This is a genomic window from bacterium SCSIO 12827, assembly GCA_024397995.1.
Classification (GTDB): Bacteria; Pseudomonadota; Alphaproteobacteria; order Rhodospirillales; family Casp-alpha2; genus UBA1479.
Map to the genome: position 1 here is coordinate 590,016 of CP073746.1, position 25,202 is coordinate 615,217.

Consider the following 25,202-nt stretch of genomic DNA (forward strand, 5'->3'; position numbering starts at 1 on the left):
AGAATTCGACAGTGCAAAAACTGCTTAACCCCACCGGGAATACCCGCCGACTTTCGGGGCAAAAGCGGGGGTTCGCAAGACACAAAATTGTGACGGCGCGGGCCCGTGACCGGCGCTGTTTACGGGACTGTGCAGCCTGCTTCCATGCAGGCCGCGACCGCCTGCAACAAGGCACGACTGAGTCTGCCGTCGGCGGCCCCGGCATAGTGGCCCGTTTCACGCAGCCGCACTTGATAACGCACGATGGTAGCAGGGTCCGCGGCGCGCAGGGTGTTTTCCATGGCGAGGAAACGGTCCAGCAGGGATGGGCCTGGTGGCGCCATGGCGGGCGGCGGAGATGCGGGAGATGGCGGCGATGGCGGGGGTGGTGCGGCCGCCACCGGCATGCGGGGGGCAGGCGTCGGTGCAGGGGCTGTGGGCACTTGCGCCACGGTTGCCGCCGTCGCGGCGGTAGGGGGTGGGGACGTCCGCGCCGGTTCGGGATCGGCTTGCGGGGCCGCGACCGGATCGGGGGCGCCGGTCAGGAGGGCGGGCACCTGTTCCATGGCGGGTTCCGGCGGCGGCAGGTCCAGGGTTTCGGCCGGGGCTTGGCGCTGCCGGCGTTCCGCCTTCTTGCGGTTTTCGCGCGCCTTGGCGTAGTCGGGGCGCAGCGCCAGGGCGCGGTCGTAATCCCGGATGGCGGTGGCGAAGTCGCCCAGGCCCGCCCGGGCGATGCCCCGGTTGTTGTAGGCCACGGCATACCTGGGATCGAGGGCGACGGCGCGGTCCAGGTCCCGGACCGCCGCGTCATGGCGGCCCAGCATCATCAGGGCGCCGGCCCGGTTGTTGAGGGCGCGGGGATCGTCGGGATTGAGGGCGATGGCCTGGTCCAGGTCGGCCACGGCGGCGGCATAGTCCTTCTTGCCGTGATGGGCGCGGGCGCGGTTAATACGGAAGGCCGCGCGCCCGGGTTCAAGGGCGATGGCGCGGCTGAAATCGCTGATTGCCGCGTCGAAGCGGCCCTGACGATTCAGGATGATGCCTCGGTTGTTGACGGCAGCCGCATCTTCGGGGGCAAGATCGATGGCACGGCCATAATCGGCGGCGGCGGCATCAAGTGCGCCCTTGCGGGCATGGGCGTCGCCCCGGTTCTTGAATGCCTTGGACAGGGTTCCGGAATCCCGCAGGCCGCCGTCGATCAGCAGCGTGCAGGCATCGATGCAGCGGTCGGGATTTTCATCGCAGGCGCTGCACGACCCGCCTTGGGCGTTGGCGAGAGATGGCGCTAGGGCCAGGACGGCACAGAACAACAGGGCCGCCAGGTCCGTTTTCGGGAATTGCGTTTGCGAATGATTTTCAAAATTATCAAGCAAAATCAATGTTCTTGCGATCATTTTGGAACTGTGTAAATGTGAGGACAACACGGGCCTGACCCTTAATTCGCATCAATGGAGACAGCACATGAAGGGCGATGCGGAGGTGCTCAAGCGCCTCAATCTGATCCTCAAGAACGAACTGACCGCCATCAACCAATATTTTCTCCATTCCCGCATCTTCAACGATTGGGGCTTGGATGACATTGGCGAACACGAATACAAAAAATCCATCAAGGACATGAAGCAGGCGGACAAGCTGATCGCCCGCATTCTGTTCCTCGACGGCCTGCCCAACCTGCAGGACCTGGGCAAACTGCGCATCGGCGAGAACACCGAGGAAATCGTGAAATGCGACCTGGCGCTCGAGGAGCAGTCGATCGCCGACCTGCGCGACGCCATCGCGCTGTGCGAAAAGAAGGGCGACTTCATTTCGCGCGAACTCCTCGACGGCATTCTCGAGAATGAAGAGGAATACCTGGACTGGCTGGAAACCCAGATCAGCCTGATCAAGGACATGGGCCTTCCCAATTACATCCAGTCCCAAGCGTAAGGAGCGCCGCGTTATGAAAGGCAAGAAAACAGTTATCACTGCCCTCAACGGCCTGCTGACCCATGAGATGTCCGCCGCCGACCAGTATTTCATCCATTCGCGCATGTATCAGGACTGGGGCCTGGAAGAACTGTACGAGCGCATGAAGCACGAACAGGAAGAAGAGCTGGACCACGCGGCCAAGATCATCGAACGCGTCCTGTTCCTGGAAGGCACGCCCGACGTGGCCGCCCGGGCCAAGCTGAAGATCGGCAAAGACGTGCCGTCCATGATCAAGAACGATTTGGCTTATGAGATCTTCGTGCAGAAGGAATTGGTGAAGGTTATCGCTCTTTGCGAAAAGGAAGGCGACTACGTCACCCGCCAGATGCTGACCGGCCTGCTTGAAGATACCGAGGAAGACCACCTGTATTGGTGCGAAAAGCAGCTTGGCCTGATCGAGAAAATGGGTCTGCCCAACTACATCCAATCCAAGACCTCCGCCGGAAGCTAAGGAACGGGCTTAGGGGCGCTTATTTCTCCAGCAGTGCCTCATACCGCCGGTCTGTCAGTGTCTTCAGGAACGCGACCAGGGCGTCGATGCGTTTGTCGTCGAGCGCCGGGCCGTGGGTCAATTCCTTCACCGACAAGGTCGCCGGGACCTCGGGCGCGCGAAATGGCTTGCCCGTTTCCGGGTTGATCAGGCGCTCCGGATCCTTGGTGTTGTACCTGTTGTAAAACAACACGGTCGTCCGCAAATCCTTGAACACGCCATTGTGCATATAGGGGCCGGTCACCGCCACGTTGCGCAGGGTCGGCACCTTGAACTTGCCGTCCTGGGCCGTGTCCGTCACCGCCGGATTATCCAACAGTCCGTGGTCGATATGGCCGGGCTTCGATCCGTTGGCCTGACGCACGGCGGTGTTCACGGGAATTCCGATGTTGTGGAACTGGTAGTTGGTGAAGGTCTCGCCCTTGGCCGGTTGTACCGCGTGCAATTGATGGCACTGGTTGCAGTTGGTGAACTGCTGGGAAAAGAACAGCAGGCGCCCCAGTTCTTCCTGATCCGTCAGCTTGGCTTCACCCTTCAGGAAACGGTCGTACTTGGAATCGAAGGGCGCGAATTCTTCCGTCTGCTCGAAGGCGGCGATGGCCTGGGTCATGGCTGCATAGGCGGCGTCCGTATCGTCCATGACCTTAGGCCCGAACAGCTTGGCGAAGGCCGTCACATAGGGCGGGTATTCCCACAGCCGTTTCACGACGCCGGCCTTGTCCGGCATGCCCATTTCAACCGGATTGAGCGGCGGGCCGCCGGCCTGGCCTGCCAAATCAGGCTCCCGCCCGTCCAGGAACTGGCCGCCGACATAACGCCCGTCCTTCAGGCGCTGAAACCTGGGCGCGAACTTGGCATAGGCCGCCGTCGGCGTGTTGCGGTCGCCCAGCGATGTGCCGTCGTCGCCTAAGGACACCGCGCGCCCCACGTCGGTTTCCCGCGGGTCGGTGAAGGCATGGGCCGGGTTGTGGCAAGTGGCGCAGGCCTGGGTGCGATTTTTCGACAGGTTGGGGTCAAAGAACAGGGCTTTGCCAAGCTCTGCAGCGGTGGCGTAATCGGTTGCCCGGGCGGGTGCCGCCGCAAATGACAGGCCTAGGATAAGCGCTGTGAGAATAAGGCGGCGGGAGAAAGAAGCATGGTGCTGCATTTGATGACTCATGTTGCGAATGCGACTTGTTATCATCATTTTGCAAAGCTGTGTTGATCAAAATCAAAGGCTTGCCATTTTTGACGGGGATGGGATCACAGGCCGCTGATCATCACCCAGGCCACCGCTGCCGGGGCGACGAAGCGGCAGATGAAAATCCAAACCCGGGCCAGGGCGAAGGGATGGTCACCACCGGACTGTGCCTCGTCGACGGCGCGGGCGGCGACGGACCAGCCGACGAACAGTGCGATCAAAATCCCGCCAAGCGGCAGCATGATGTTGGACGCCAGGTAATCGACCGCATCGAGGATGACCTTGCCGCCGATCGTGATGTCTTTCCACGGGCCCAGCGACAGGGCCGAGGGCACGCCCAAGGCCCAGGTCACGGCCCCGGCCCCCCAAGTCGCGATTCGGCGGGACAGTTTCCGTTCGTCGATCAGGTAGGACACCACGGGTTCGATGATCGACACCGCCGAGGTCAGGGCGGCGATGGCCAGGAGGGTGAAGAATAGGAAAGAGAACAGTGCCCCCGCCGGCATCTGCGCGAATACGGCGGGCAGGGTGATGAAGGTCAGTCCGGGGCCGGCCGCCGGGTCGAAGCCGAAGGCGAACACGGCGGGCAGGATCATCAACCCGGCGATCACGGCGAAGCCCGTATCCAGAAGCGTCACCTGGGCGGCGGTCTTGGGCAGATTGACCTGCCGGTTCAGGTAGCTGGCATAGGTGATCATGGTCCCCATGCCCAATGACAGGGAAAAGAACGCCTGCCCCAATGCGGCGTTCACCGTGTTCCAGGTCACCTTGGAAAAATCGGGGGTCAGGAAAAACGCGATGCCTTTGGCGGCGCCGTCGAGGGTCACGGCGCGGACGGCCAGGACGATGACCAGCAGCGCCAGGATCGGCATCAGGATGCGTGCCGCCCGCTCGATCCCATGGCGCACGCCACCGGCGACGATCACCAGGGTCAGCACCATGAAGGCGGTGTGGAAACCGATCACGTCCAGAGGGTTGGCGATGAAGGTGCCGAAGGCCGCGCCCAGGACCTTGGGATCGTTGGACACAAGCGCCCCCGTTACGGACTTGAGGGCGTAGGCCAGGGTCCAGCCGCCGACCACGGAATAGAACGACAGGATGACGAAGCCGGCGATGACGCCGAGCCCGCCCGCGGCAAGCCAGGCCCCGCCTTTCAGCACCCGGAAGGAGCCCACGGGATTGCGCTGCCCGGCGCGGCCGATGGCGAATTCGGCCAGCATCACGCTGAGCCCGATGGTCAGAACGAAGACGATGTAGAGCACCAGGAACGCGCCGCCGCCGTTCTGTCCGGTCATAAAGGGGAATTTCCAGATATTGCCGAGCCCCACGGCCGATCCGGCGGCGGCCAGGACAAACCCCAGCCGCGTGGCGAAATGATCGCGCTGTGCCATGCGCTGCCTCCCCGTCGGTTTTTTGATGCCGGGCAGTGTCCCGGCATCAAACGATTAGAATAGCTTTTGCGCGATCACAAGACTGACGGGGACGGTGATCAGGCTCAACAGCGTTTGTAGGGTGATCATGCTGGCGGCCAATGGCGCGTCGCCGCCCATCTCGCGGGCGATGGTGAAGGATGACGGCGGCATCGGCATCACTGCGAAGATGGTGATGACATAGGCGGGCACACCTGTGATGCCCAACTGCCAGCACATGGCCCAGGCGGCCGCCGGGAAGACCAGGAACTTGACCGCCGTGGCAAGCGCGATGGGAGCTACAGAGGCCTTCATCTCGTGCAGGCGAATGTTGGCGCCGACGGCCAGAAGCACGATGGGCAGGGCCGCGCGGCCGAGCATGCCCGTTGCTTCGTGAACCACCGGAATTTCCCCGACGCCGATGTACTGAACGCCCATGCCCAAGGCCACGGACAGGATCAGGGGATTGCGCGCCAGATCCCTGGCCACGGGGGCCCACAGGCTGCCGGCGCCGCCCTGGTGCAGTATGATGTTCATCAGGCTGATGATCAGGACATTGGTCGGCGGAATCAGCACCGCCGTGCACAGCGCGGCCACGGCCAATCCATCCGCACCGAACAGGCGTTCGGCAATGGCGAGCGCGATGAACGTGTTGTGGCGGGCGGAGCCCTGCAGGATGCTGGTCGCCTGGGGCCGGTTGAAGCCGAGCGCCAGACCCAGGATCAACGACACGATGACCGCCGCGACAAGCCCTGTCAGAATGATCGCCGCAAGTGGGCCGATGAATCCGCCGGCCAGTTCTGTGGTCGAGGTCTTGTAGAACAAGAGGCTCGGGAACAGCACCCAGTAGACCAGCTTGTCGTTCAGGTTCCAGAACTCGATCGACGGAATGCCGTTCCGGCGCAGAAGATTGCCCAGAAGGATCAGCACGAAGATCGGCAGGATCGCCCATAGGATGTTCAGCATCGCCGGTTCCCGCCGTCAGCCGGCTTTGCCCGCGCGCAGGCGGTTCCGCCGCCGCTGGGCCGCCAGGTTCAATATCTCGACAAGCATCGAGAAGGCGATGGCGAAGTACAGATATCCACGCGGAATGTGGAAATGCATGCCGTCGGCGACCAGGGCCATGCCGACCAGCAGTAGGAACGCCAGGGCCAGCATCTTGGTTGTCGGGTGATCCTGGATGAACCGCGCCACCGGACCCGCCGACCATATCATGATCACCATGGCGATCACGACGGCGGTGATCATCACCGGCAACTGATCGGACATGCCGACGGCGGTGACCACGCTGTCGATGGAAAACACGATGTCGAGCACGATGATCTGGCCGATCACCGCGCCGAAGGCGGCGGCCTTGGTGACGGGGGCTTCTTCCGCGTCGCCTTCGATGGTGTTGTGGATTTCATGGGTGCCCTTGGCCAAAAGGAACACGCCGCCGGCCAGCAGGATCACGTCGCGCCAGGACACGACATGGTCAATGAAGGGAATGGTGAAGATGGGTGCCGTCAGACCGATGATCCAGGCGATGGAGGCAAGCAGGACAATGCGCATGCCGAGCGCGGCCATCAGGCCCAGCTTGCGCGCCTTTTCCTGCTGTGCGGCCGGTAGTTTGGCGGCGATCACGGAGATGAACACAAGGTTGTCGATGCCGAGAACGATCTCAAGCGCCGTCAGGGTGAACAGGCTGAGCCAGAGGTTCGGATCTGCGAAGTCCATGGACGTCTCCTTCGGAAACGGGGTGGATCAGCGTATCAGAAAACGGCGCGGCGGATCAGGTTCAGGCCGATCAGGAACAGCAGGACCAGCATGGCGCGGCGAAAGGCTTCTTCATTGATGTGCCGGCGAATGCGTTCGCCGGTCAGAATGCCCGCCATGCCGGGAACGCAGGCCGCCGTCGACAGCCAGACGTTTGAGGGGTTCAGCACGCCGTTGGACCAGTAGAACGCGGCCAGCGGCACGGCGCCGGTGACGTAGACCAAGGCGACGGCACGCACCCAGACGTCCTTCGGCAGCCGCAACATGACCAGATACATGATGATCGGCGGGCCCCAGACGGTGGACAGGCCGCCCAGCAGGCCGCCGGTAACGCCGGCCAGCGGCCCAGCCCAAAGCCGGGTGCGCGGCGTCAGGGGGTCCAGATGTGGCTTCCACATGTTCGACGCGGCAAAGGCCGCGACGATGCAACCGAGCACCAGGAACACGCCCTTGGTGTCCATGCCGGCCAGCATCCGCGAGCCCAGGAACAGGCAGGGCAGGAATACGGCGATCAATAGCCAGTGTTCCTTCAGCGTTTCTATCCAGCCGCTGGAGCGGATCGCCTGCCACAGGTTGGTGATCAGGATCGGCATGACGACGAAGGCGATGGTGTCCTTGGCCGGTAGTAGGTCGAACGTGAAGATGATCGACATGGTGATGATCGGCAGGCCGATCCCGGAAATACCCTTCATGGTGCCGCCAAGAAATATGGCGAGTGCCAGCAAGGCCAGCGTCACCGGCGGTTGCCCGAGAATATCCAGCATGCCTAGACCGTCATCCGAACGGTTTCCGCCGCCAGCGCGTCCAGCGCCGCGTCGTCGATCAGCGCGGGGGGCTTGGGCGTCAGGATCACGGCGCCGCGGTCCATGCGGATGGGATCGGCGAACAGGGTCTGGTGCGGCTTCAGAAAGCCGTTCATTTCCCCGGCATTTGAAATGTGGGTGCGGGCGATGCAGGTTTCCATCCAGCATCCCGGGTCGGCGGCCACGCCGTTGCCGAGAACCGGCTCCATCCCCAGTTCGCGGATGCGGGTCAGCTGCTCGGCCAGGGCGGCGAGCGAGCCTGCCTTCATCAGTTTCAGCTTCACGAACCGGGCACTGCCGCTTTCCGCCGCGCGCTCGATCTCAGCCGGCCCGTAGATGCTTTCGTCCAGCATCATGGGCACGGACGAGATGTCGGAAACCGCCTTGGCCGCGTCCCAGTCGTCCATGTGGCAGGGCTGTTCGAACAGTTCGATATGATCGGGGGCGAGAATGCGGGTGAAGGCCAGGGCGTCGGCCTGGGAAAATCCCTGGTTGCCGTCGATGCGCAGTTTCAGGGTTCCGGCGGGCAGGCGGCCGACTTCGGCCTGGATGAATTTCAGGCGCTTGGCGTCGGATTCCCATTCGAACCCGACCTTGACCTTCACCGTGCCGTAACCGGCCTGGCGGTGACGTTCCAGTTCAGCCACGATTCCGGCCTCGTCGGAGGCACTGAGGATCGCCAGAAGCGGCACGGGGATATCCTGGGTGATGTTCAGGAAAGGGCTGCCTTCCGCCATCTCAATGGCGGTCACAACGGAAGACACGGCAAAAGGCGCCTTCTTGAGATGAGTGAGGGCCAACTCCTTGGCCGACGCGGCGTCCCGTCCCTTTATCGCCGTCGCCAATTCCCGGACCTTGGCCCAGGCGCTGTCGATGGTTTCGGCCGTATAGCCGGTCAGGATCGTCGCTTCGCCGAAGCCGTGCTCGCCACCGTCGCCATGGACGGTGACCAGGATGGTGTCGAAGGCGGTGACGGCGCCGAAGGCAAGCTTGTAAGGCACCTTCAGGGGCAGCGACAGTCGGCGCAGGGTAATTTTGGAAATGATCATGGTGGGCGGTCTTGTGGATGGTGTGGGCGGTATCGAAGGCGGCCATCATAACGGTTTCGCCCCGTGCCGCCAGCCATCTTGCTGGCATGTCGTTTCGGCAGGCTTGAAAACCGGCCATTTTCAGCCGTTCCTGCCCTCTGGCCCTGGGGCTGGGGTGCTCTATAATGATCTATAGATCGGGGCGGGAGGCCTTCACATCCATTGCGAGGACCGAAATCCATGAGCGAACAGAACGGCAAGAACAGCACAGCCAAACCGGCGGCCAAACCGGCGCCGAAGGCAGGGAGCAAGACGGCGGCGGCCCCGGACCCGGCAGCCAAGACGGCCACTGACGGCACCGCCAAGAAGTCCGCCTTGGGCGGACTTAGCAGCGCCATCGGCATGGACGGGTCGGCGGCCACCTGGAAGCGGGTCGCCCTGGCGTTGTTCGTGGTGGCCGGTCTGGCCATCGTCGCGGCGGTCGACTACGCATCGGACGTGTCCCAGGCCCAAAATGACATGTCTCGTCTGCGCGCCCAGGTCGCCGAGGAACGGATCGCCATGAAAGCGGCGCAGGACAAGTTCATGAAGGAATCCGCGGACATTGCGGAAGCCGTGGCGAACAAGAAGGAAGAGCTGGCGGCGACCCAGGCCGATATCGACAAGCGCCGGGCCGAGGCCCAGGAGCTGGAGGCCAAGCTGTCGAGCCTTTATACGGAAACCAAGACGGCTCTGGAGGCCGCCTCGGAAGCGGCCCGCAAGCAGGCCGACGCCCAGACCGCCCTCGACAAGCTGAATGCCGAGCGCGCCAAACTGGCGGCCCAGATCAAGTCCGGGCGCGAGAACCTGGGAGCCTTGGAAAAGGACGCCGACAGCATGATGAAGGGGCTTAAGGACACGATCGCCCGCATCAAGGGCGCCCTCGACAAACTCTGACCAACCACCTGATCGACTAAGGACTTTACGACATGACGGCATACCGCGCGGCGGTGATCGGCCTCGGCGCCATGGGCATGGGCATGGCGAAATCCCTGGTGACGGCGGGCATCGACACCGCCGGCTGCGACATCTCCGAGGATGCCCGCGCCGCCTTCGCCGCCGCCGGCGGCAGGGCGGCCGGAACCCCGGCCGAGGCGGCCCGGGGGGCGGACGCCGTCGCCGTGGTCGTCGTCAACGCCCAGCAGGTGGAGGCGGTCCTGACCGGCCCGGACGGGGTGCTGGAAGCGCTTGCCCCGGGGGTGGTGGTTCTCGGCTGCGCCACCATGCCGCCGGACACGGCCATTTCCCTGGCCAAGATGGTCGAAGCCAAGGGGGCGCTCTATCTGGACGCGCCGATTTCTGGCGGCCCCGTCAAGTCGGCGGCGGGCAAACTGTCGGTCATGGCCTCGGGTTCCGCCGATGCCTTCGCCAAGGCCCGTCCGTTGCTCGACGCCGTGGCGGAAAAGGTGTTCGAACTGGGCGACGGCCCCGGCCCCGGGTCGACCATGAAGATGGTCAACCAGCTGCTGGCCGGTGTGCATATCGCAACGGCCATGGAGGCTATGGCGCTGGCGATCAAAAGCGGCCTGGACGCCAAGACGGTGTTCGAAGTCATCACCGCCTCGGCGGGCAATTCCTGGATGTTCGAAAACCGCGTACCCCATGTGCTGGACGGTGACTACAGCCCGAAAAGTGCCGTCGATATCTTCATCAAGGATCTGGGCATCGTGCTGGCGCAGGGTGAAAAACTGGACTTCCCCCTGCCGATTTCCGAAACCGCGTTCGGCCGGTATCAGCAGGCCAAAGACATGGGCCTGGGCCGGCAGGATGATGCCTCGCTTATCAAAGTCTATCAACGGGACGGCGGGTTCCCGTTGCCCGGAGAGCCCGGGGACGAGGGCTGAGCCTCCGGCTGCTTCTTGCCTCTTGCCATCCTATGGATGAATATTAACCGATCCGGGGATCGTCACGATCCCTGAACCGATTGAGGCAACAGGGGACTTTGGGGGGCATGCCGCTTTCGACCTATCTGCCGGAAGAAATGGGCTCCGTCGCCATCGCCCCCCTGGGACCGGTGGAGGCGGGCAGCTTCCAATCCTTCTTCATCATCTACACGGCGGGCAAGTTCGGGATCGACGATTCCGGCTCGCTCAAGATCGTGCATCGCTTCGCTTCGGACCTGGGCAGGTTGCAGATGGACGACCCGGAGGGCGCCAATTACGTTTCGGCCCAGGCGTCGAACGGTGCCGTCCTGCACATGGAATACGACCTCAAGCGCAACTTCCGGCCCTGGGATAAGACGCTCTACATCAAGGTCGTGCGCGGGTTCCTGTCGGAAGGCGACCGCATCGTGATCCGCATCGGCGACCGCCGGTATGGCGGGCCGGGTGTGCGCATGCAGACCTTTCAGGAAAAGGAATTCCAGTTCCGGGTCTTGGTCGATGCCTTTGCGACCTATGACTATGTGGAATTGCCGAACACACCGTCGATCGAGGTCACCTCCGGCCCGCCCGTGATCTACAAGGCCGTGTTGCCGACCCTGAAGCGGGTGGGGGAGACCTTTCTGCTGGGCCTCAAGGGCGAGGACCGTTGGGGCAATCCGTCTGCCAAATGCGAGGATACCTTTCGCGTGACTTCGACCCGTCCGGTCGAAAACCTGCCGGACGAAATTTCCTTTTATCCCGGCCAGGCCTCGGTGCAGATCGACGGCCTGCGCGCGGAAGAGGAAGGCGACCTGTGCATCGATCTGGTCGACATGGACGGCAATGTGACGGCGCGCTCCAACCCGCTTCGCATCGTGGCGAAGACCGGCGGCGTCAGCTTCTGGGCCGACCTGCATGGTCAGTCTCAGGAAACCATCGGCACCAACAATGCGCGCTCCTACTTCTCGTTCGCCCGCGACAGGGCGTTCCTTGACGCCACGGTGCATCAAGGCAACGATTTTCAGATCACGTCGGAATTCTGGGATGAACTGAATAGCCTGAGCCGTGAGTTCACCCAGGACAGCCGCTTCATCGTCATCCCCGGTTATGAATGGTCGGCCAATACCTGCCTGGGCGGCGACCGCAATATTCTGTATGCGGAGGAAGGGCGGCCCATCTATCGCTCGTCCCACGCCTTGGTCGAGGACACCCGTGACCTGGATCAGGACGCCAACAGCGTCGAGGAACTGTTCGACAAGTTGCAAGGCGAGGACGTGACCGTGTTCGCCCATGTGGGCGGGCGTTATGCCGACATTCGGCGCGGCCATGACCGGAAATTGGAACGCTCGGTCGAGGTCCATTCCGCCTGGGGCACCTTCGAATGGCTGGTCGAGGACGCCTTCGAAATGGGCTACCGCACGGGTATTCTCGCGACCTCGGACGGGCACAAGGGCCGGCCGGGTGCCTCGCACCCCGGGGCCACCCGGTTCGGTGCCTATGGTGGGCTGACCTGCCTGTTCGCCGATGACCTGACCCGCGCCAATCTGATGACGGCGCTGAAACGCCGCCACCATTACTGCACCACGGGCTGCCGGGCGGTGTTGTCGACCAAAGTGACGCTCGACCGGCCCGCCGACCGCTTTGACGATGATCCGGCCTTGGGCGGTCCGCCGGATGAACAGGTCAGCGAGGCCGTCATGGGCGACATCCTGCGCACCGATGCAGAGATCGCGACCTTCGAGATCGACATTCATGCCGCCGCGCCGATTGAACGCATCGACATCCGCGATGGCTTGCGCCTGCTGGAAACCTGGCGCCCGTCCGAGGCCGAGGACATGGGCCGGCGCATCCGGGTCATTTGGGAAGGCTCCGAATACCGGGGGCGCGGCCGGGAAACGATCTGGGACGGTTTCGCCGAATTGTCGGGCAACACCTTTGCTCGGGTCTCGCCCATCAACTGGTACAACATCGAGAAGCGCCTGGATCTGGTGTCGCCCCAACGCGTTGAATGGTCGTCCCTGACCACGGGCGGCTTCATTGGTTTCGACGCCTGGCTGGATGACATGGTCATGGGCTGGCTTCGCATCGACACGCCACTGGTCAAGAAAACCATCGCTGTCCAAGACATCGGGCGCGAGGATATCCGCTTGGAGGCCGGCGGCCTTGGCCGCCGCGTGCGCGTCTACCGCCTGCCGGAGGAAAACCCCCATAAGCGGCTCAAGCTGGCGCGCAAGATTCCCCTCAGCCCCGACCGCGACAACGCCCTTTACGTGCGCATCACGCTGGAAGACGGCCATGTCATCTGGTCGTCACCGATTTATCTCGTTCCATGACAGGTCATCCATGACAGGCATCGATCACGTCGTTCTCACCGCCCGCGATCTGGCCGGGATCTCGGAGTTTTATGAACGCCTCGGCTTTACGCTGACACCCCAGGCGCAGCATCCTTTCGGTACGGGCAACCGGCTGGCTCAGCTTCAGGGAAGCTTTATCGAGCTTCTGTCCGTGACCAAGCCCGATGATGTGCCGGAAGCAGGGCCGGGCGAATATTCCTTCGGCGCCTATAACCGGGATTACCTGAAGACGGGTGACGGCATGTCCATGCTGGCCCTGACGTCGGATGGCTGGGAGGTTGACCGCGCCCGGTTCGAACGGGCCGGGTTCAAACTGCCCGCCCCCTTCGCCTTCGGGCGCAAGGCGCGCCAACCCGACGGCAGCGAGGTCAAACTGGATTTCCGCCTGACCTTCCTGACCGACCCCGCCCTGCCGCGTGCACCCTTCTTCACGTGCGATCACCGGCATCCGGGGGAAATTTTCTGGAAACCCCATTACCAGACCCATGCCAATGGGGCGCAGCGTATTGTCGAAGTGCAGATGGTCGCGGAAAATCCGGAAGTCCACATGGGGCTGATTAAGCGCCTGTTCGGGGCCGTGGTGCCCATCTACGGCGGCATCTGCGCGGGGCTAATGGGCGCCGGGTTCTGCGTTCTGGAGCCCGAGGCCTTTGCCGAGACCTATCCCGGGGTGGCGATTCCGACGGTGCCGGAAGGCGAAGCGCGGTTCGCCGGGTTCCGCGTCGCCGTCGCCGATCTGGACGCGGCCGAGGCCCTATGGCGGGAAAACGGCGTCGCATTCCGGCGTGTCGGCGACCGTCTTTACGTCCCCGGCGAAAACGCCTTCGGCTGCCTCATTGCCCTTTCGGAGAGCTGATTCAGCCGTCTAAATACCTATATAGCTATATAGGACTTGAAAATCCTTGATCCTCGGGTGTAGGAATCAAGAAAAGGCCGCAACGAACCGGCCACATCAGGGAACGCATCCATGGTTTTCTCCGCCTTGGCGACAGTGCTTGAGGACGGCGCGCATTCAGGTATGCAGCGCTTGCCCAAGTACCTGCAACTGTCCGACGCCATCGCCCGCGCGATCCTGCAGGGGCGGCTGAAGACCGGTGAGAAACTGCCGCCGGAAAGCGAACTGGCGCGGGTGTTGCCGGCCAGTCTGGGCACCATCCAGCGCGCGCTCAACAATCTGGCCGAACGGGGCCTGCTGGTCCGCCGTCACGGCCACGGCACCTTCGTCGCGGAACCGGCCATGGCGCCCAAGGATCTGTGGCATTTCCGCTTTCTCGCCGACGACGGGCGGTCGCTGCTGCCGGTCTATACTCAGGTCGGCTCCATCGACGCCGTGCGCCGCCCCGGCCCATGGTCCGACTTTCTGGGCACCAAGGATCTGATCGTCGTGACCCGGCGCATCGACGTGAACCATGCCCATACGGGGATCAGCGAACTGTATTTGCCCGAAGCCCGCGTGCCGGGCCTGTTGAAGGTCGCGCCCAAAACGCTGGAAAACGTGAACATCCGCGCCTTCATGGCCGATCGCTTCGGGATCGCCACGGAACGGGTGCGCGAAATGGCGGCCTGTGGGCCGCTGCCGGAAACGGTCACGGGGGCGCTCGGCCTGGCGCCTGGCCTGGCGGGCCTGGCCTATCACATGGAAGGGTTCGCGCATCGCGACCGGCCCATCAGCTATCAGATCGCCTGGTTCCCGCCGGGCGGCCCGCGCCTGGTTCTCGGCGAGAAACACGAATAGGAAGACCCATACGGATGGAACGCATATGAGCAACGATACCCTTACCGTGGAAATCTGGCGCGGCCGCGAAGACGGGCGGTTCGACACCTTCGAAGTGCCGCGCATGGCGAGCCAGACCGTGCTCGACATCGTCACCTACGTGCAGCGCAACCTGGACCCGGGCCTGTCCTACCGCTTTGCCTGCCGGGTCGGGGTCTGCGGGTCCTGCGCCATGACTGTGAACGGCAAGCCGCGCTGGACCTGCCGCACCCATGTCGACAAGGTCGCCGATGAAGGCGTCCTGCGCATCCAGCCGCTGAAGAACATGCCGGTGATCCGCGATCTGGCCGTCGACATGACGGAATTCTTTGAAAAATGGACAAAGGCCAAGGCCCATTTCGTGCCGACGGCGACCCGCCATGACGACTTCGCCCAGGTGTCGCCCAGCGACCCCAAGCGCAAGGAAGCCACAGCGGGGATCGAATGCATCAACTGCGGCGTCTGCTATTCGGCCTGCGACACAGTGGCCTGGCTGGGTGAATATCTCGGCCCGGCGGCCCTCAACCGGGCCTGGACCCTGCACAATGATGTGCGCGACGGCGGCCAGTCGGACCGCATCAAGGCCATCGCTGGGACCGGCGGCTGTCAGGCCTGTCATTCGCACCAAAGCTGTTTTGAGCTGTGTCCCAAGCATTTGAACCCGACGGCGTCGATCGCCGGGCTCAAGCGGGCGACCGCCAAGGCGGCGCTGAAGGGGGAGATCTGATCCATGACTCCCGAACGCGCCGAAACTCTGGAATGGCTGATGCAGCGGGTCTCCGCCATGGTGCTGGCGGTCTGCGTCATCGTGCATCTGGCCGTCATCGTCATCGCCGTGCAGGGCGGGGTCACGTCCAAGGAAATCGTCGCCCGGGTCGGCGGCTCCGTACCTTGGTTGATGTTCTATTCCTTATTCGTGATCGCCGTGGCGCTGCATGCGCCGACGGGGCTGCGCAACATCCTGCGGGAATATACATCCCTCGGGCGCCGACAGACCCATTGGATCATGGCTGCCGTCTGTGTCCTGATCCTGGTCATGGGGTTCCGTGCCGTGATCGGGCTTTACGGATTGGGGGCATAACGCCATGAAGACGCATCGCAATCACGCCAACTACTGGGCCTTCGTCCTGCACCGGGTTTCCGGACTTGCCCTGTTGCTGTTCCTGCCGGCGCATTTTTATGTCCTGGCCCTGGCCGTTGAACAGGCCGCGACCCTCGACATGTTCCTCAGCTGGACCGAGGCGCCCTTGGTTAAGCTTCTGGAAACCGGGCTGGTGGTCCTGCTGGCGGCCCATATGACCGGCGGTCTCCGCATCCTGGCCATTGAATTCCTGGCCTGGCGTAATTGGCAGAAATCCGTGGTCGCCATCACCGGCGGGCTGTCGCTCGCGGCCGGGCTGCTGTTCTTTCTCAATGCGGGATGATCGGATCACCATGACCGAGCTGTCGCCCGAACTGATCGTGGTGCTCGGGGCGTTCCTGGCGGCCTTTGTCGCGGGATCGTCCGGGTTCGGCGACGCCTTGGTGTCGGCGGCGTTCTGGCTGCATGTCCTGCCGCCGGTCGAGGCGGCCCCCCTGATCATCCTGACCGGCATCACCCTGCATGTGTTCCTGTTGATCCGCCTGCGCAGCCGGTTGGATTTCTCGCGGCTGCTGCCGTTCCTGTCCCTGGGCGTGATCGGCGTGCCGATCGGCACCTGGCTGCTGCAACATCTGCCGGCGGAACCATTCAAGATCGCGGTCGGTGCCTTGCTTGTGCTTTACGGCGGTGGCTTGCTGGTTTTCGCCAACCCGCCGACCATCACCCGCGGCGGGCGCGGGATGGACGCGGCGGCGGGGGGCATCGGCGGGGTGCTGGGCGGTATGGCGGGCTTGTCCGGCATCGTGCCCGCGGTGTGGAGCGGCCTGCGCGGCTGGCCCCGCGACCAGGCCCGCGGCGTGACCCAGCCGTTTATCCTGATCATGCACAGCCTGTCCCTGGCCGCCATGGCCTATGCGGGCCTGATCACGCCGCAGCTGGCGCATAACTACCTTTGGGCCCTTCCGGCCATGGCCCTGGGCGGCCTGATCGGCATCGGCTGCTACACCCGTTTGAACGAAGAACGCTTCCGGTGCATCGTCCTGGCCATCCTGGCCGGCGCCGGGGTGACGTTGATTGTCTAGGAGGCAACTAACATGAAACTCGATCTCGCCGCCGTCGAGGAAACGGCCAAACACCTCTATATCCAGGCGCTGAAGATTCTGCCGCCGGACATCAAGGACGGCTTCAAGCGCCTGGACGCGACGGAGACGGATCCGACGGCCAAGTCGATCCTGGCGACCATGATTAAGAACATCGACGTGGCCGAGGACACGACCAACCTTTTGTGTCAGGACACCGGCATCCCGATCTACAACATCCTGATCGGGCGCGGGGTCGAGGTCGACGGCCACGCCTTGAAGGAGGCGATCCGCAAAGGCTGTGAGCGGGCCACCACCGAACACCCGCTGCGCTCTTCCGTCGTCCATCCGATCACCCGGGTCAACGAACAGACCTCCTGCGGCATCAAGGTGCCGGTCATTACCATCGACTTTTCCGACAAGGACGAGTTCTTCGAGATGGAAATGATCCCCAAGGGGTCCGGCTCGGAGAACGGCAGTTTCCTGAAGATGTGCATTCCGGCCGAGGGCGTGGCCGGCATCAAGACCTTCGTCGTCGACAAGGTGATGGAAGTGGGCGGGCGCGTCTGCCCACCGACCATCGTCGGCGTCGGCGTCGGCGGCACGTCGGACCTCTGCACCAAGCTGGCCAAGAAAGCCGGGGCCCGGCCCTTGGGTTCCGTCTGCGAGGACCCGGAAGGGGCGAAGTTGGAAAAGGAACTGAGCGCCGCCGTCAACATGCTGGGCATCGGCCCGCAGGGCTTGGGCGGTGATTCCACTGCCTTCGCCGTGCATGTCGAAACCGCCGCCACCCACATCACCATGAACCCGGTCGCCGTCAACATCATGTGCCATTCGGCGCGCCGCGCCCGGGCGACCTTTACGCCCAAGGGCGTCGAGATCGGCTTCTAGGGGAGGATTGAGACCATGACCGAACACACGATCCACATGCCCTGCACCGAGGAACAGATCGGCGAATTGAAAGCGGGTGATACGGTGATCCTGGAGGACTGGCTGTACGGCATCCGCGATGCGACGCAGATCCACATGTTCGATAAGGGCCGCAAGTCCCGGTTCGATCTGAACGGCCATGCGGTGATTCACACGGCCCCCAACGTGAAGAAGGTGCCGAAATCCAATTTCTGCCCGGCGGGTTATGAGAGTGTGTGCATCGGCACCACGACGTCGCAGCGCATGGAGCGGTTCACCCGGCCGCTGATGCAGGAATACGGCGTGCGCATGGTGATCGGCAAGGGCGGTCTGGGTGAGGACAGCCGCGCCGCGTTCAAGGAATTCGGCGGCGTGTACCTGGCCATCATCGGCGGCACGGCGGCGCTGGAGACCACCTGGATCGAGCAGATCACGGATGTGGACCTGGAAGACCTCAATCCCGAATGTCTGTGGGAATTCAAGATCAATCACTTCGGCCCGCTGCTGGTCGCCATGGATGCCCACGGCGGCTCGCTCTATGACGGGGTCAAGAAAACCGCCGAAGACCGCCGCGCCGAAGCGCTGGCCAGCATGGGAGTTTCCTCGTGAAGCCCGACATCGACACACAGCAGACCGACGTTCTGATTCTGGGCTCCGGCGGGGCCGGGCTGTTCGCGGCCCTGCACGCCAAGGACCTGGCGCCGCAGTTGAAGGTAACCGTGGCGGTCAAGGGCCTGCTCGGCAAGACCGGCTGCACCCGCATGGTTCAGGGCGGCTACAACGTGGCCCTGGCCCCCGGCGACAGCGCAGAACGCCATTTCATGGACACGGTCGAAGGCGGCAAATGGCTCAACAACCAGGAGCTTGCCTGGACCCTGGTGACCCAGGCCCAGGTCCGCATCCGCGAACTGGAAAACGAACTCGGCTGTTATTTCGACCGCAACCCGGACGGCAGCATCCACCAAAAAGCCTTCGCCGGGCAGACCTTCGACCGCACGGTCCACAAGGGCGATCTGACCGGGATCGAGATCATCAACCGCCTGATGGAACAGACCTGGGCGCGCGATGTCGACAAGCTGGAAGACCACCGCGCCATCGAGCTGATCAAGTCGGCGGACGGATCACGCATTTCCGGCGTGCTGTTCATCGACATGCGCACGGGCCAGTTCCGCTTCGTCCAGGCCAAGGCCGTGCTGCTGGCCACCGGCGGCGGGCCGACCATGTACAAGTACCACACGCCGTCGGGCGACAAATCCTGCGACGGCATGGCCATGGCCCTGCGCGCAGGCCTCGGCATGCGCGACATGGAAATGGTGCAGTTCCACCCCACGGGCCTGATCGCCGGGTCGGACACGCGCATGACCGGCACGATCATCGAGGAAGGCCTGCGCGGTTTCGGCGGCTACCTTCTGGGCGGCGACGAACAGCGCTTCATGCACAAGTATGATGAGCGCAAGGAACGCGCGACCCGCGACATCGTGTCTCGCGCCATGTTCACGGAAATGCGCGCGGGTAATGTGGCGGCCAACGGCGGGCTCTACATCACCATGAAGCATCTGGATACGGCCCAGGTGCGCAAGAACTTCAAGGGCATGGTGGAACGCTGCGCCGATTGCGGCTTCGATCTTGCCGCCGGGCTGGTCGAGGTCGTGCCGACGGCCCATTACATGATGGGCGGGGCCGAGTTCGAGGCCGATTGCTCCACCGCCATCCCCGGTCTGTTCGCCGCCGGTGAGGATACGGGCGGCGTGCACGGCGCCAACCGCCTGGGCGGCAACGGGGTCGCCAATTCCACGGTGTTCGGCGGCATCGCCGGCGACACCATCGCCCAGTGGACGCCGGACCACGGCCGGCTTGCCGAACCGGATCCGGCTGCACTGGAAGACGCGGTGATGCGCGCCGGACGGCCGCTGACCCAGCCCGCCGACAATTCGGCCGGCGGCATCGACGGCATCCGCAAGCGGCTCTACGACCTGATGTGGGAAGACGCCGGCATCATCCGTGATCTCGACTCATTGAAGCGGGCCGAATCCGGATTGGAAACCCTGGAGGCTGACCTGGACCGCACCGGCGTCACCGGCACGGACCTGGCCTATAACCTGACCTGGCATGACTGGCTGAACCTGAAGAACCTGATCCTGGTGTCCAAGGCGATCACGGCGGCGGCCACGGCGCGCGACGACTCGCGCGGCGCACATTACCGTGCCGACTATCCGGACGTGCGTGATGTGGAAAATTCCCGCTTCACCCGCGTCACCCTGGACGGCCACGGCGAGATCAACATGACGACGGAGCCTGTGAAATTCACCCGCGTGAAACCGGGGGAGACGTTGTTGGACGAGACGGCGGCGGAGTAGGGGGCTAACGTTTCATAAAAGGAAACACGGTTTGGCGTTTGCGGCGGAGAATGTCACCATCAGATATACGGCCAGCAGCCTCCCTTTGATTTCCGTTCGGCGTGATGATTTCTAACTCGCCTTCGGATTGAAGAAATCCAAGTTGCTCCTTGATCAGGTCTTGCCATGCAACCGTATTGTTTGAGATCGAATTGGCTAAATTTTTAAAAGTGGTGCCTTCTTCTTGACTATATATTAGATCGGGCAATTCGGCCTGTAAGGCCTTAATGCATTCATTTTTGTCTATGTCGTCAAACCCAAAGTCCAATATTCCTGAAAGACCGGGATCGTTTCTCGCGTTGTAGCCCCACATATGCATTTTAGTGCCGGGTCCACCGTAGTGTCTGAACAGATTTCCAACATCCCAGTGCGTCTTAATCATTTCGTCGTGTGCCTTTGGATGCATGCAAAGGTGCACTAACCAATAGGCTCGGTGGCTTTCTTCAGAGACAATATAAAAAGGTGTGTAGAATTTAGAGCCGGTGGCGTGTTTGATCGCGGCTGACAGTTCTCGTTCAGCGAGGAAGCGCCACCCCTTTTGCTTCCCCACGATTTGATCGTCTTCAAGGATAGATTCTGAAATTCCCGCTTTGTGAAGTGCCTGTCTGAACTCTGTGGAGTCATTCAAGTATGCCAAAAGTGAGTCTGTGGCGAAGTTCAGAATTATCTCTGACCGAGGTAGCTTCCGAAGAATGTTCGCAATCGAATCTAATGGAACATCCGAGTATCCAAATTGATCGAGAAGGAAAATGGCTTTCGCACGGCCGCTTCGAGCAGAAATTTGACCGACGATCTTTTCGTAAACCGATGAAAATTCCGCGTTGATCAAATAAATCGATACCCCGATCGCGTCTTTAAATCCTTGATCGATCAAGGTTTGTCTTAGGTATTCGATGGCGTGTTTGTCGGAGTCTACAAAGAAATAACGAGCTTCAATATCTAGGGGCCTGCCGCGCTTTTCCCCGACCGCAATCCGTGCAGCTTCAATCGAACGTAGAAACGTAAGAGGGGATCCAAAGCGGACATTTCCTTGTTTGTCCGTGAATTGTCCGCCTCCAGCAAAACCGTCGACAACATCGAGCCGCAATACTGGCATCTTCACCAAGATGCCAAGAGTTTCGATGTATCGAGAGAGGTACCCGTGAAGAACGTCGAGTTTAGCAAGACTGTGAGGCTCGATGAGAGGTGGTGGATCACCAGGCGTCCAGAGAAAATTCTTCGGCTTTGCCATTCGATCGATCGCTCTCTATCAGTTCTAAATTAGTTCTAATTAAATCCTATAGTAGTTTTTGGGGGCAAAATTTTTTAGTGAAATTATTCTGCGGCGACACCTGCCGTTTGTGCCGCTCTACTAGCAGGAAACCCGTCCCACAACTGTCCTTCTAATTCGCGCCCGCCAGTCTTGGGCCGGAAGCCGCCCCATTGTTTGAAGAAGAACGGAATTTTCTGGGCGATGCATTGGTCGCGGACTTCGGTCGCCCATTCTTCCTTCATCTCGCGGAAACCGGGGCCGCTTTCGCCGCCGACGATCACCCAATGGATGCCGGTAAGGTCGACCTTGCCGATGGGGCCGATCAAGGGTTCGACGGAAAGGAAACGCGTGCCGGCCTGCATGTCACGGATATGCTTGATGCGGGATTTCTTGGACCCGTCCTCGACCGAGGTGCCGAGCCAAATGTGCAAGGGAGCCGCGCCGTCGCCGTAGCGCCGATTCACGTAATCGCGCATGCGCGACGACCGTTTGGTCAGCACCTGGAAGGTGTGCCAGCGGGCCTGCTCCATGGTGTCGAAGACCTTGTCCACATAGGCGAACGGCACGTTCTTGTGGAACAGGTCGCTCATGGAGTTCACGAAGATCATCTTCGGGGTGCGGATGGTGAGGGGTTGGTTCAGGCGATGCGGGCGCAGGGTCAGGTCGAAGCCTTCCTCATACGGATGGCCCGGCACGCCCCGGAACCGCTCCGCGAAACGCTCTGCATAGCAGTTGTCGCAGCCCGCACTGATCTTCGTGCAGCCCGTCACCGGGTTCCACGTCAGGTTGGTCCATTCGATCTGCGATTCCTGAGTCATGATGCATCCAAGATAGAACAAAATAGGAACAATTTCAAGATTACTCTCTATCGTAGAAATTAATCCCCAAGACCTAAGAGTTAGTTACTCACGAAAGCCTTTCCGAGGTTCTTTTAACCCCCTAGGATTCCGTCATGATTCGAACCCGCACCATCTTGGCGCTCGCCGCCGTGGTCTTGCTCGCCGGCTGTCTGCAGCTGACGGAAGCGCGGCGCGTGACCGATCCGTTCGTCAAGGCGGCGGCCGATCCGCTCGACGTCTATACCTTCCAGATCGACAAGGCGCGGGAAACGGGTCAGTGGTCCGAAGGCGAACGCTGGATAGCCCAGGTTCCGCCCAAGCTGATCGACGATTACCGCCGCTGGTTCGAGCCGCAGGCCCATTATTTCCCGCCGCTGTGGATTTACGCCTCGGCGCGCAAGCTGGAGCAGGGCGGAAACGAGCTGAAGGCCGCCTATTGGTACATCGCCGCCCGTGAACGCCAGATCCGCCAACTGCGCCGCTGCCGCGACGACAGCGCCAAGGAACAGCTGATCTGGGCCGATGGCGCCTTCGCCGACCTGCGCCGGGAAATGGGCCGGCACGAGGAACTGACCCGCTATGCCGCCAAGCATGCCTTCACCTGGCTTGATCGGCACGAGGACACGGACGATGGCCTGCTTGCTGCCTGCCTGCGCGGCAAGGCGGGGGCGGAACGGGCCCGGGATGGAAAGCTGATCCCCGTCGAGGGCACGGGCGGCCCCGGCAAGACCTTTCGTTTGCTCCCGCCGCCGGTGGAAAACCCCGCCGACTGGATCATCCCGGCGGCCGAAATTCACGACATCCGCACCTGGTCGCGCATCCTGATGAAGCAAGACGTTGCGAAGATACTGGGCGAGCCCGAGACCGAGCCGCCGACGCCGACGATCACGCCCCTGCGCTAGGGCACGGATGCTGCCGGGCGGTTGTCCGGAAATTTATCTGCACTTTTTTATATATATTGTGATGACGGGCACAGCCCCGCGCCCCGCAACAGGGCATGGATCAGGCATGAGTAAACCCGCGTTTCCGCAAACGCCGTCGGGCGTGACCGATTGGGAAAAGGTGTTCGAGGACCCGAACGAGGGCCTGATCGCCGTGATCGCCAGCGCGCCCAACGCGACGGCGCTGAAAAGCTGCCTGGAGGCCGTGACCCGTCAGCTGTTCACCCGCAAGGGGGACGAGTTGGAAATCACCCGGGTCGAAGGCGAGATCGAACGTATGTTCGCCAACGCCGGCGGCGGTACCCCAACGGACGACGCCGTGGCATTGCTGCGCTCCATCAAGGACCTGCGCATTCGCAAGGCGCAGGAGTTCCTGGCGCGCAAACACGCCGACGACGCCGACCGCCGCGCCAAGGAATCCGGCAGCGGTGTGAAGCGTCTGGCCTATCTGGCGTTCAAGGACCCCAAGTATCTGATCGGGGCCACGGTCGCGATGCTGGCCCTGGCAGGCTATCTGTACATCTCCCTGAACGACCTCAGCACGGAACCCGCGGAAAACGCCGACATCTCTCCTGAGCCCGAAGCCGCCGCCGCGGTCGCGGTCGCGGACGCCCCGCCCCCGCAAGAGGGCGTCGTCGTCATTCCCCCGGTGGGCGCGCCGGTCGACACTGTTCACAAGGCCGCAGAGCCTAAGTCCGGTCCGATGTCCGGCATTGCCGCCGCCCTGCCGACGCAGCGACGGGCCGCTCCTCCGGTGGAAGACACGCCGCCGCCGACGATCCTGTTCAAGCACGTGCCGATCCCTCGGCCGTTCGTCGGCAAGCGGGGGACAGCGGCGACCGTCCTGCCCGTTGCCATCATGGCCGAACGGAACGTGGTGGAGGATATCTGCGACATCGCGCCGGTGATCTATCACCTGGTCAATATCGCGTTGTCCGACGCGGGCCTGGCCGGATCGGACTACAGCGATTTCGATTTGGAACGGATGGCCCGGACACTGACCGGCAAGGTTAATCGTGAATTGGGGCGGCCTTTGGTGGAACGCATGATCCTGATCCGCGATCCCGGCCGCAATGTCTTTGCCCGCCACGATTGCGCCCAGGCGCCGAAGGCCATGGTGCGCCGCCTCAAGCTGGACCGTTAGTCCCCCGGGCGGCCGCGATGGCGGCGATGGCGGTGGCGGCGAAGCGGGCTTCGGGCGGATCGGCGCGCGACGTCAGCACGATCGGCACCTTGGCGCCCAGCACGACGCCCGCAGCCAGGCCGCTCATGAAATAGACCATCATCTTGAACAGCCCGTTGCCCGTTTCGATATTGGGCACGACCAGGATGTCGGCATTGCCGGCGACGGGGCTGTCGATGCCCTTGAACTTCGCCGCCTCGGGCGAAATGGCGTTGTCGAAGGCGAAGGGCCCGTCGACGATGGCGCCCAAAACCTCGCCGGCGCGGGCGCGCTCGACAATGGCCTTGGCCTGCATGCTCGACGGCATGGCCGGCAGCGCACTTTCCGTGCCGGACAGGATGGCGACCTTGGGTTCCGCATTTCCGAGCGCATGGGCCAGGCTGACCGCGTTGTTGACGATATCCATCAGGGTATTTTCGCTGGGCGCGACGTTGACGGCCCCGTCGGTGATCATCAACACGCGGTCCGACCCCGGGACGGTCATGTGGAACACGTGGCTGAGACGCCGTCCCGTGCGCAGCCCGGTTTCCCGCGCGACCACGGCGGCCATCAGGGCGTCGGTATGGACATGGCCTTTCATCAGGGCCTGAACCTCACCGTCGCGGGCCAGGGCCACGGCCATGCGCGCGGCGGCGGTCTCGTCCTCTTCCCCGGTTTCGACGATGCGGAAACCGGATATGTCCCAGGCCATGGTCTCGGCCAGGCTTTCGATCTCGTCCCGGTCACCGACCAGAACCGGCGTGATCAGGCCGGCATCCGTCGCCTGACGCGCACTTTCCATGACCACCATGTTGTCGGCCCCGGCCACGGCCATGGGCACGCGGGGAAGACCACGGGCGCGGTCAAGCAGGTATTGGGGAACTTCGAACGGCGTGGTGCTCAGCATGGTTCAGCATACACCT

General features: G+C 62.7%; 26 protein-coding genes. 16 read left to right on the top strand and 10 right to left on the bottom strand.

Translation table 11 applies throughout. The features are described from left to right. Window positions 1-119: 119 nt before the first annotated feature. On the bottom strand, window positions 120-1,352 hold the full coding sequence (locus KFF05_02760) for a tetratricopeptide repeat protein (GenBank protein UTW52316.1): 1,233 nt from the start codon (window positions 1,350-1,352) through the stop codon (window positions 120-122). A gap of 88 nt (window positions 1,353-1,440) precedes the next feature. On the opposite strand from KFF05_02760, the gene bfr (KFF05_02765) reads away from it, so the two are divergent. Both bfr (KFF05_02765) and bfr (KFF05_02770) read left to right on the top strand, forming a co-directional pair. Further along, window positions 1,441-1,905 (top strand): bacterioferritin, encoded by a 465-nt coding sequence (gene bfr / locus KFF05_02765; protein ID UTW52317.1) that lies wholly within the window; start codon window positions 1,441-1,443, stop codon window positions 1,903-1,905. A 13-nt stretch (window positions 1,906-1,918) separates the two neighbouring features. Beyond that, the gene (gene bfr, locus KFF05_02770) at window positions 1,919-2,398 is read left to right on the top strand and encodes a bacterioferritin (protein ID UTW52318.1); all 480 of its coding nucleotides are present in this window, start codon (window positions 1,919-1,921) and stop codon (window positions 2,396-2,398) included. 19 nt (window positions 2,399-2,417) lie between these two features. Here bfr (KFF05_02770) and KFF05_02775 read toward each other — a convergent pair whose 3' ends face one another. The 6 genes from KFF05_02775 to KFF05_02800 all read right to left on the bottom strand — a co-directional run bounded on the left by KFF05_02775 (window position 2,418) and on the right by KFF05_02800 (window position 8,633). Next, complete coding sequence (locus KFF05_02775; GenBank protein ID UTW53557.1) at window positions 2,418-3,584, bottom strand: methylamine utilization protein MauG; 1,167 nt, start codon at window positions 3,582-3,584, stop codon at window positions 2,418-2,420. Window positions 3,585-3,679: 95 nt separating this feature from the next. Then, window positions 3,680-5,008, bottom strand: coding sequence for a sodium-dependent transporter (locus tag KFF05_02780; protein ID UTW52319.1), 1,329 nt, complete (start codon window positions 5,006-5,008; stop codon window positions 3,680-3,682). A 54-nt stretch (window positions 5,009-5,062) separates the two neighbouring features. Next, entirely contained in the window at window positions 5,063-5,992 is a 930-nt protein-coding gene (locus KFF05_02785) for an AEC family transporter (protein ID UTW52320.1), read from the bottom strand. A 15-nt stretch (window positions 5,993-6,007) separates the two neighbouring features. Next, window positions 6,008-6,742, bottom strand: a complete 735-nt coding sequence (locus KFF05_02790; GenBank protein ID UTW52321.1) for a TerC family protein — start codon at window positions 6,740-6,742, stop codon at window positions 6,008-6,010. A gap of 35 nt (window positions 6,743-6,777) precedes the next feature. Continuing rightward, entirely contained in the window at window positions 6,778-7,545 is a 768-nt protein-coding gene (locus tag KFF05_02795; protein ID UTW52322.1) for a sulfite exporter TauE/SafE family protein, read from the bottom strand. Window positions 7,546-7,547: 2 nt separating this feature from the next. Continuing rightward, window positions 7,548-8,633 (bottom strand): mandelate racemase, encoded by a 1,086-nt coding sequence (locus tag KFF05_02800; protein ID UTW52323.1) that lies wholly within the window; start codon window positions 8,631-8,633, stop codon window positions 7,548-7,550. Between the two features lie 219 nt (window positions 8,634-8,852). On the opposite strand from KFF05_02800, the gene KFF05_02805 reads away from it, so the two are divergent. The 12 genes from KFF05_02805 (at window position 8,853) to KFF05_02860 (ending at window position 20,046) form a co-directional block, all read left to right on the top strand. Continuing rightward, the gene (locus tag KFF05_02805; GenBank protein UTW52324.1) at window positions 8,853-9,548 is read left to right on the top strand and encodes a hypothetical protein; all 696 of its coding nucleotides are present in this window, start codon (window positions 8,853-8,855) and stop codon (window positions 9,546-9,548) included. 32 nt (window positions 9,549-9,580) lie between these two features. Then, entirely contained in the window at window positions 9,581-10,495 is a 915-nt protein-coding gene (locus KFF05_02810; protein ID UTW52325.1) for an NAD(P)-dependent oxidoreductase, read from the top strand. A gap of 107 nt (window positions 10,496-10,602) precedes the next feature. Beyond that, a complete protein-coding gene (locus tag KFF05_02815) occupies window positions 10,603-12,846 on the top strand; it encodes a DUF3604 domain-containing protein (protein UTW52326.1) in 2,244 nt (747 codons plus the stop codon). Between the two features lie 10 nt (window positions 12,847-12,856). Beyond that, a complete protein-coding gene (locus KFF05_02820) occupies window positions 12,857-13,723 on the top strand; it encodes a VOC family protein (protein ID UTW52327.1) in 867 nt (288 codons plus the stop codon). Between the two features lie 111 nt (window positions 13,724-13,834). Further along, window positions 13,835-14,602 carry a GntR family transcriptional regulator gene (locus tag KFF05_02825; GenBank protein ID UTW52328.1) on the top strand — a complete coding sequence of 256 codons (768 nt, stop codon included), beginning with the start codon at window positions 13,835-13,837 and terminating at the stop codon, window positions 14,600-14,602. Between the two features lie 25 nt (window positions 14,603-14,627). Beyond that, window positions 14,628-15,347 carry a succinate dehydrogenase/fumarate reductase iron-sulfur subunit gene (locus KFF05_02830; GenBank protein ID UTW52329.1) on the top strand — a complete coding sequence of 240 codons (720 nt, stop codon included), beginning with the start codon at window positions 14,628-14,630 and terminating at the stop codon, window positions 15,345-15,347. Window positions 15,348-15,350: 3 nt separating this feature from the next. Continuing rightward, window positions 15,351-15,701 (top strand): succinate dehydrogenase, encoded by a 351-nt coding sequence (locus KFF05_02835; GenBank protein UTW52330.1) that lies wholly within the window; start codon window positions 15,351-15,353, stop codon window positions 15,699-15,701. 4 nt (window positions 15,702-15,705) lie between these two features. Continuing rightward, complete coding sequence (gene sdhC / locus KFF05_02840; GenBank protein UTW52331.1) at window positions 15,706-16,044, top strand: succinate dehydrogenase, cytochrome b556 subunit; 339 nt, start codon at window positions 15,706-15,708, stop codon at window positions 16,042-16,044. A gap of 10 nt (window positions 16,045-16,054) precedes the next feature. After that, window positions 16,055-16,783 carry a sulfite exporter TauE/SafE family protein gene (locus KFF05_02845; GenBank protein UTW52332.1) on the top strand — a complete coding sequence of 243 codons (729 nt, stop codon included), beginning with the start codon at window positions 16,055-16,057 and terminating at the stop codon, window positions 16,781-16,783. A 12-nt stretch (window positions 16,784-16,795) separates the two neighbouring features. Further along, window positions 16,796-17,671: a fumarate hydratase gene (locus tag KFF05_02850; protein ID UTW52333.1), complete on the top strand. Its 876-nt coding sequence runs from the start codon at window positions 16,796-16,798 to the stop codon at window positions 17,669-17,671. A gap of 15 nt (window positions 17,672-17,686) precedes the next feature. Beyond that, on the top strand, window positions 17,687-18,298 hold the full coding sequence (locus tag KFF05_02855) for a fumarate hydratase C-terminal domain-containing protein (protein UTW52334.1): 612 nt from the start codon (window positions 17,687-17,689) through the stop codon (window positions 18,296-18,298). Window positions 18,299-18,306: 8 nt separating this feature from the next. After that, window positions 18,307-20,046, top strand: a complete 1,740-nt coding sequence (locus KFF05_02860) for an FAD-binding protein (protein UTW53558.1) — start codon at window positions 18,307-18,309, stop codon at window positions 20,044-20,046. Between the two features lie 4 nt (window positions 20,047-20,050). On the opposite strand, the gene KFF05_02865 is transcribed toward KFF05_02860, so the two are convergent. Together KFF05_02865 and KFF05_02870 are read right to left on the bottom strand one after the other, a co-directional pair. Beyond that, entirely contained in the window at window positions 20,051-21,316 is a 1,266-nt protein-coding gene (locus KFF05_02865; protein UTW52335.1) for a three-Cys-motif partner protein TcmP, read from the bottom strand. Between the two features lie 83 nt (window positions 21,317-21,399). Next, window positions 21,400-22,155 carry a phage Gp37/Gp68 family protein gene (locus KFF05_02870; protein UTW52336.1) on the bottom strand — a complete coding sequence of 252 codons (756 nt, stop codon included), beginning with the start codon at window positions 22,153-22,155 and terminating at the stop codon, window positions 21,400-21,402. 134 nt (window positions 22,156-22,289) lie between these two features. Between KFF05_02870 and KFF05_02875 the strand changes: the two genes are divergently transcribed. Next, window positions 22,290-23,078: a hypothetical protein gene (locus tag KFF05_02875; GenBank protein ID UTW52337.1), complete on the top strand. Its 789-nt coding sequence runs from the start codon at window positions 22,290-22,292 to the stop codon at window positions 23,076-23,078. 106 nt (window positions 23,079-23,184) lie between these two features. Continuing rightward, a complete protein-coding gene (locus KFF05_02880) occupies window positions 23,185-24,261 on the top strand; it encodes a hypothetical protein (protein UTW52338.1) in 1,077 nt (358 codons plus the stop codon). On the opposite strand, the gene KFF05_02885 is transcribed toward KFF05_02880, so the two are convergent. Further along, on the bottom strand, window positions 24,245-25,186 hold the full coding sequence (locus tag KFF05_02885) for a bifunctional enoyl-CoA hydratase/phosphate acetyltransferase (GenBank protein ID UTW52339.1): 942 nt from the start codon (window positions 25,184-25,186) through the stop codon (window positions 24,245-24,247). The genes KFF05_02880 and KFF05_02885 overlap by 17 nt on opposite strands. Between the last annotated feature and the right edge of the window lie 16 nt (window positions 25,187-25,202).

Bases quoted from the DNA above. Each gene is read 5' to 3' on its own strand.
- bfr (UTW52317.1), top strand. From the start codon at position 1,441: ATGAAGGGCGATGCGGAGGTGCTCAAGCGCCTCAATCTGATCCTCAAG.
- bfr (UTW52318.1), top strand. From the start codon at position 1,919: ATGAAAGGCAAGAAAACAGTTATCACTGCCCTCAACGGCCTGCTGACC.
- KFF05_02775 (UTW53557.1), bottom strand. From the start codon at position 3,584: ATGCAGCACCATGCTTCTTTCTCCCGCCGCCTTATTCTCACAGCGCTT.
- KFF05_02780 (UTW52319.1), bottom strand. From the start codon at position 5,008: ATGGCACAGCGCGATCATTTCGCCACGCGGCTGGGGTTTGTCCTGGCC.
- KFF05_02785 (UTW52320.1), bottom strand. From the start codon at position 5,992: ATGCTGAACATCCTATGGGCGATCCTGCCGATCTTCGTGCTGATCCTT.
- KFF05_02790 (UTW52321.1), bottom strand. From the start codon at position 6,742: ATGGACTTCGCAGATCCGAACCTCTGGCTCAGCCTGTTCACCCTGACG.
- KFF05_02795 (UTW52322.1), bottom strand. From the start codon at position 7,545: ATGCTGGATATTCTCGGGCAACCGCCGGTGACGCTGGCCTTGCTGGCA.
- KFF05_02800 (UTW52323.1), bottom strand. From the start codon at position 8,633: ATGATCATTTCCAAAATTACCCTGCGCCGACTGTCGCTGCCCCTGAAG.
- KFF05_02805 (UTW52324.1), top strand. From the start codon at position 8,853: ATGAGCGAACAGAACGGCAAGAACAGCACAGCCAAACCGGCGGCCAAA.
- KFF05_02810 (UTW52325.1), top strand. From the start codon at position 9,581: ATGACGGCATACCGCGCGGCGGTGATCGGCCTCGGCGCCATGGGCATG.
- KFF05_02815 (UTW52326.1), top strand. From the start codon at position 10,603: ATGCCGCTTTCGACCTATCTGCCGGAAGAAATGGGCTCCGTCGCCATC.
- KFF05_02820 (UTW52327.1), top strand. From the start codon at position 12,857: ATGACAGGCATCGATCACGTCGTTCTCACCGCCCGCGATCTGGCCGGG.
- KFF05_02825 (UTW52328.1), top strand. From the start codon at position 13,835: ATGGTTTTCTCCGCCTTGGCGACAGTGCTTGAGGACGGCGCGCATTCA.
- KFF05_02830 (UTW52329.1), top strand. From the start codon at position 14,628: ATGAGCAACGATACCCTTACCGTGGAAATCTGGCGCGGCCGCGAAGAC.
- KFF05_02835 (UTW52330.1), top strand. From the start codon at position 15,351: ATGACTCCCGAACGCGCCGAAACTCTGGAATGGCTGATGCAGCGGGTC.
- sdhC (UTW52331.1), top strand. From the start codon at position 15,706: ATGAAGACGCATCGCAATCACGCCAACTACTGGGCCTTCGTCCTGCAC.
- KFF05_02845 (UTW52332.1), top strand. From the start codon at position 16,055: ATGACCGAGCTGTCGCCCGAACTGATCGTGGTGCTCGGGGCGTTCCTG.
- KFF05_02850 (UTW52333.1), top strand. From the start codon at position 16,796: ATGAAACTCGATCTCGCCGCCGTCGAGGAAACGGCCAAACACCTCTAT.
- KFF05_02855 (UTW52334.1), top strand. From the start codon at position 17,687: ATGACCGAACACACGATCCACATGCCCTGCACCGAGGAACAGATCGGC.
- KFF05_02865 (UTW52335.1), bottom strand. From the start codon at position 21,316: ATGGCAAAGCCGAAGAATTTTCTCTGGACGCCTGGTGATCCACCACCT.
- KFF05_02870 (UTW52336.1), bottom strand. From the start codon at position 22,155: ATGACTCAGGAATCGCAGATCGAATGGACCAACCTGACGTGGAACCCG.
- KFF05_02875 (UTW52337.1), top strand. From the start codon at position 22,290: ATGATTCGAACCCGCACCATCTTGGCGCTCGCCGCCGTGGTCTTGCTC.
- KFF05_02880 (UTW52338.1), top strand. From the start codon at position 23,185: ATGAGTAAACCCGCGTTTCCGCAAACGCCGTCGGGCGTGACCGATTGG.
- KFF05_02885 (UTW52339.1), bottom strand. From the start codon at position 25,186: ATGCTGAGCACCACGCCGTTCGAAGTTCCCCAATACCTGCTTGACCGC.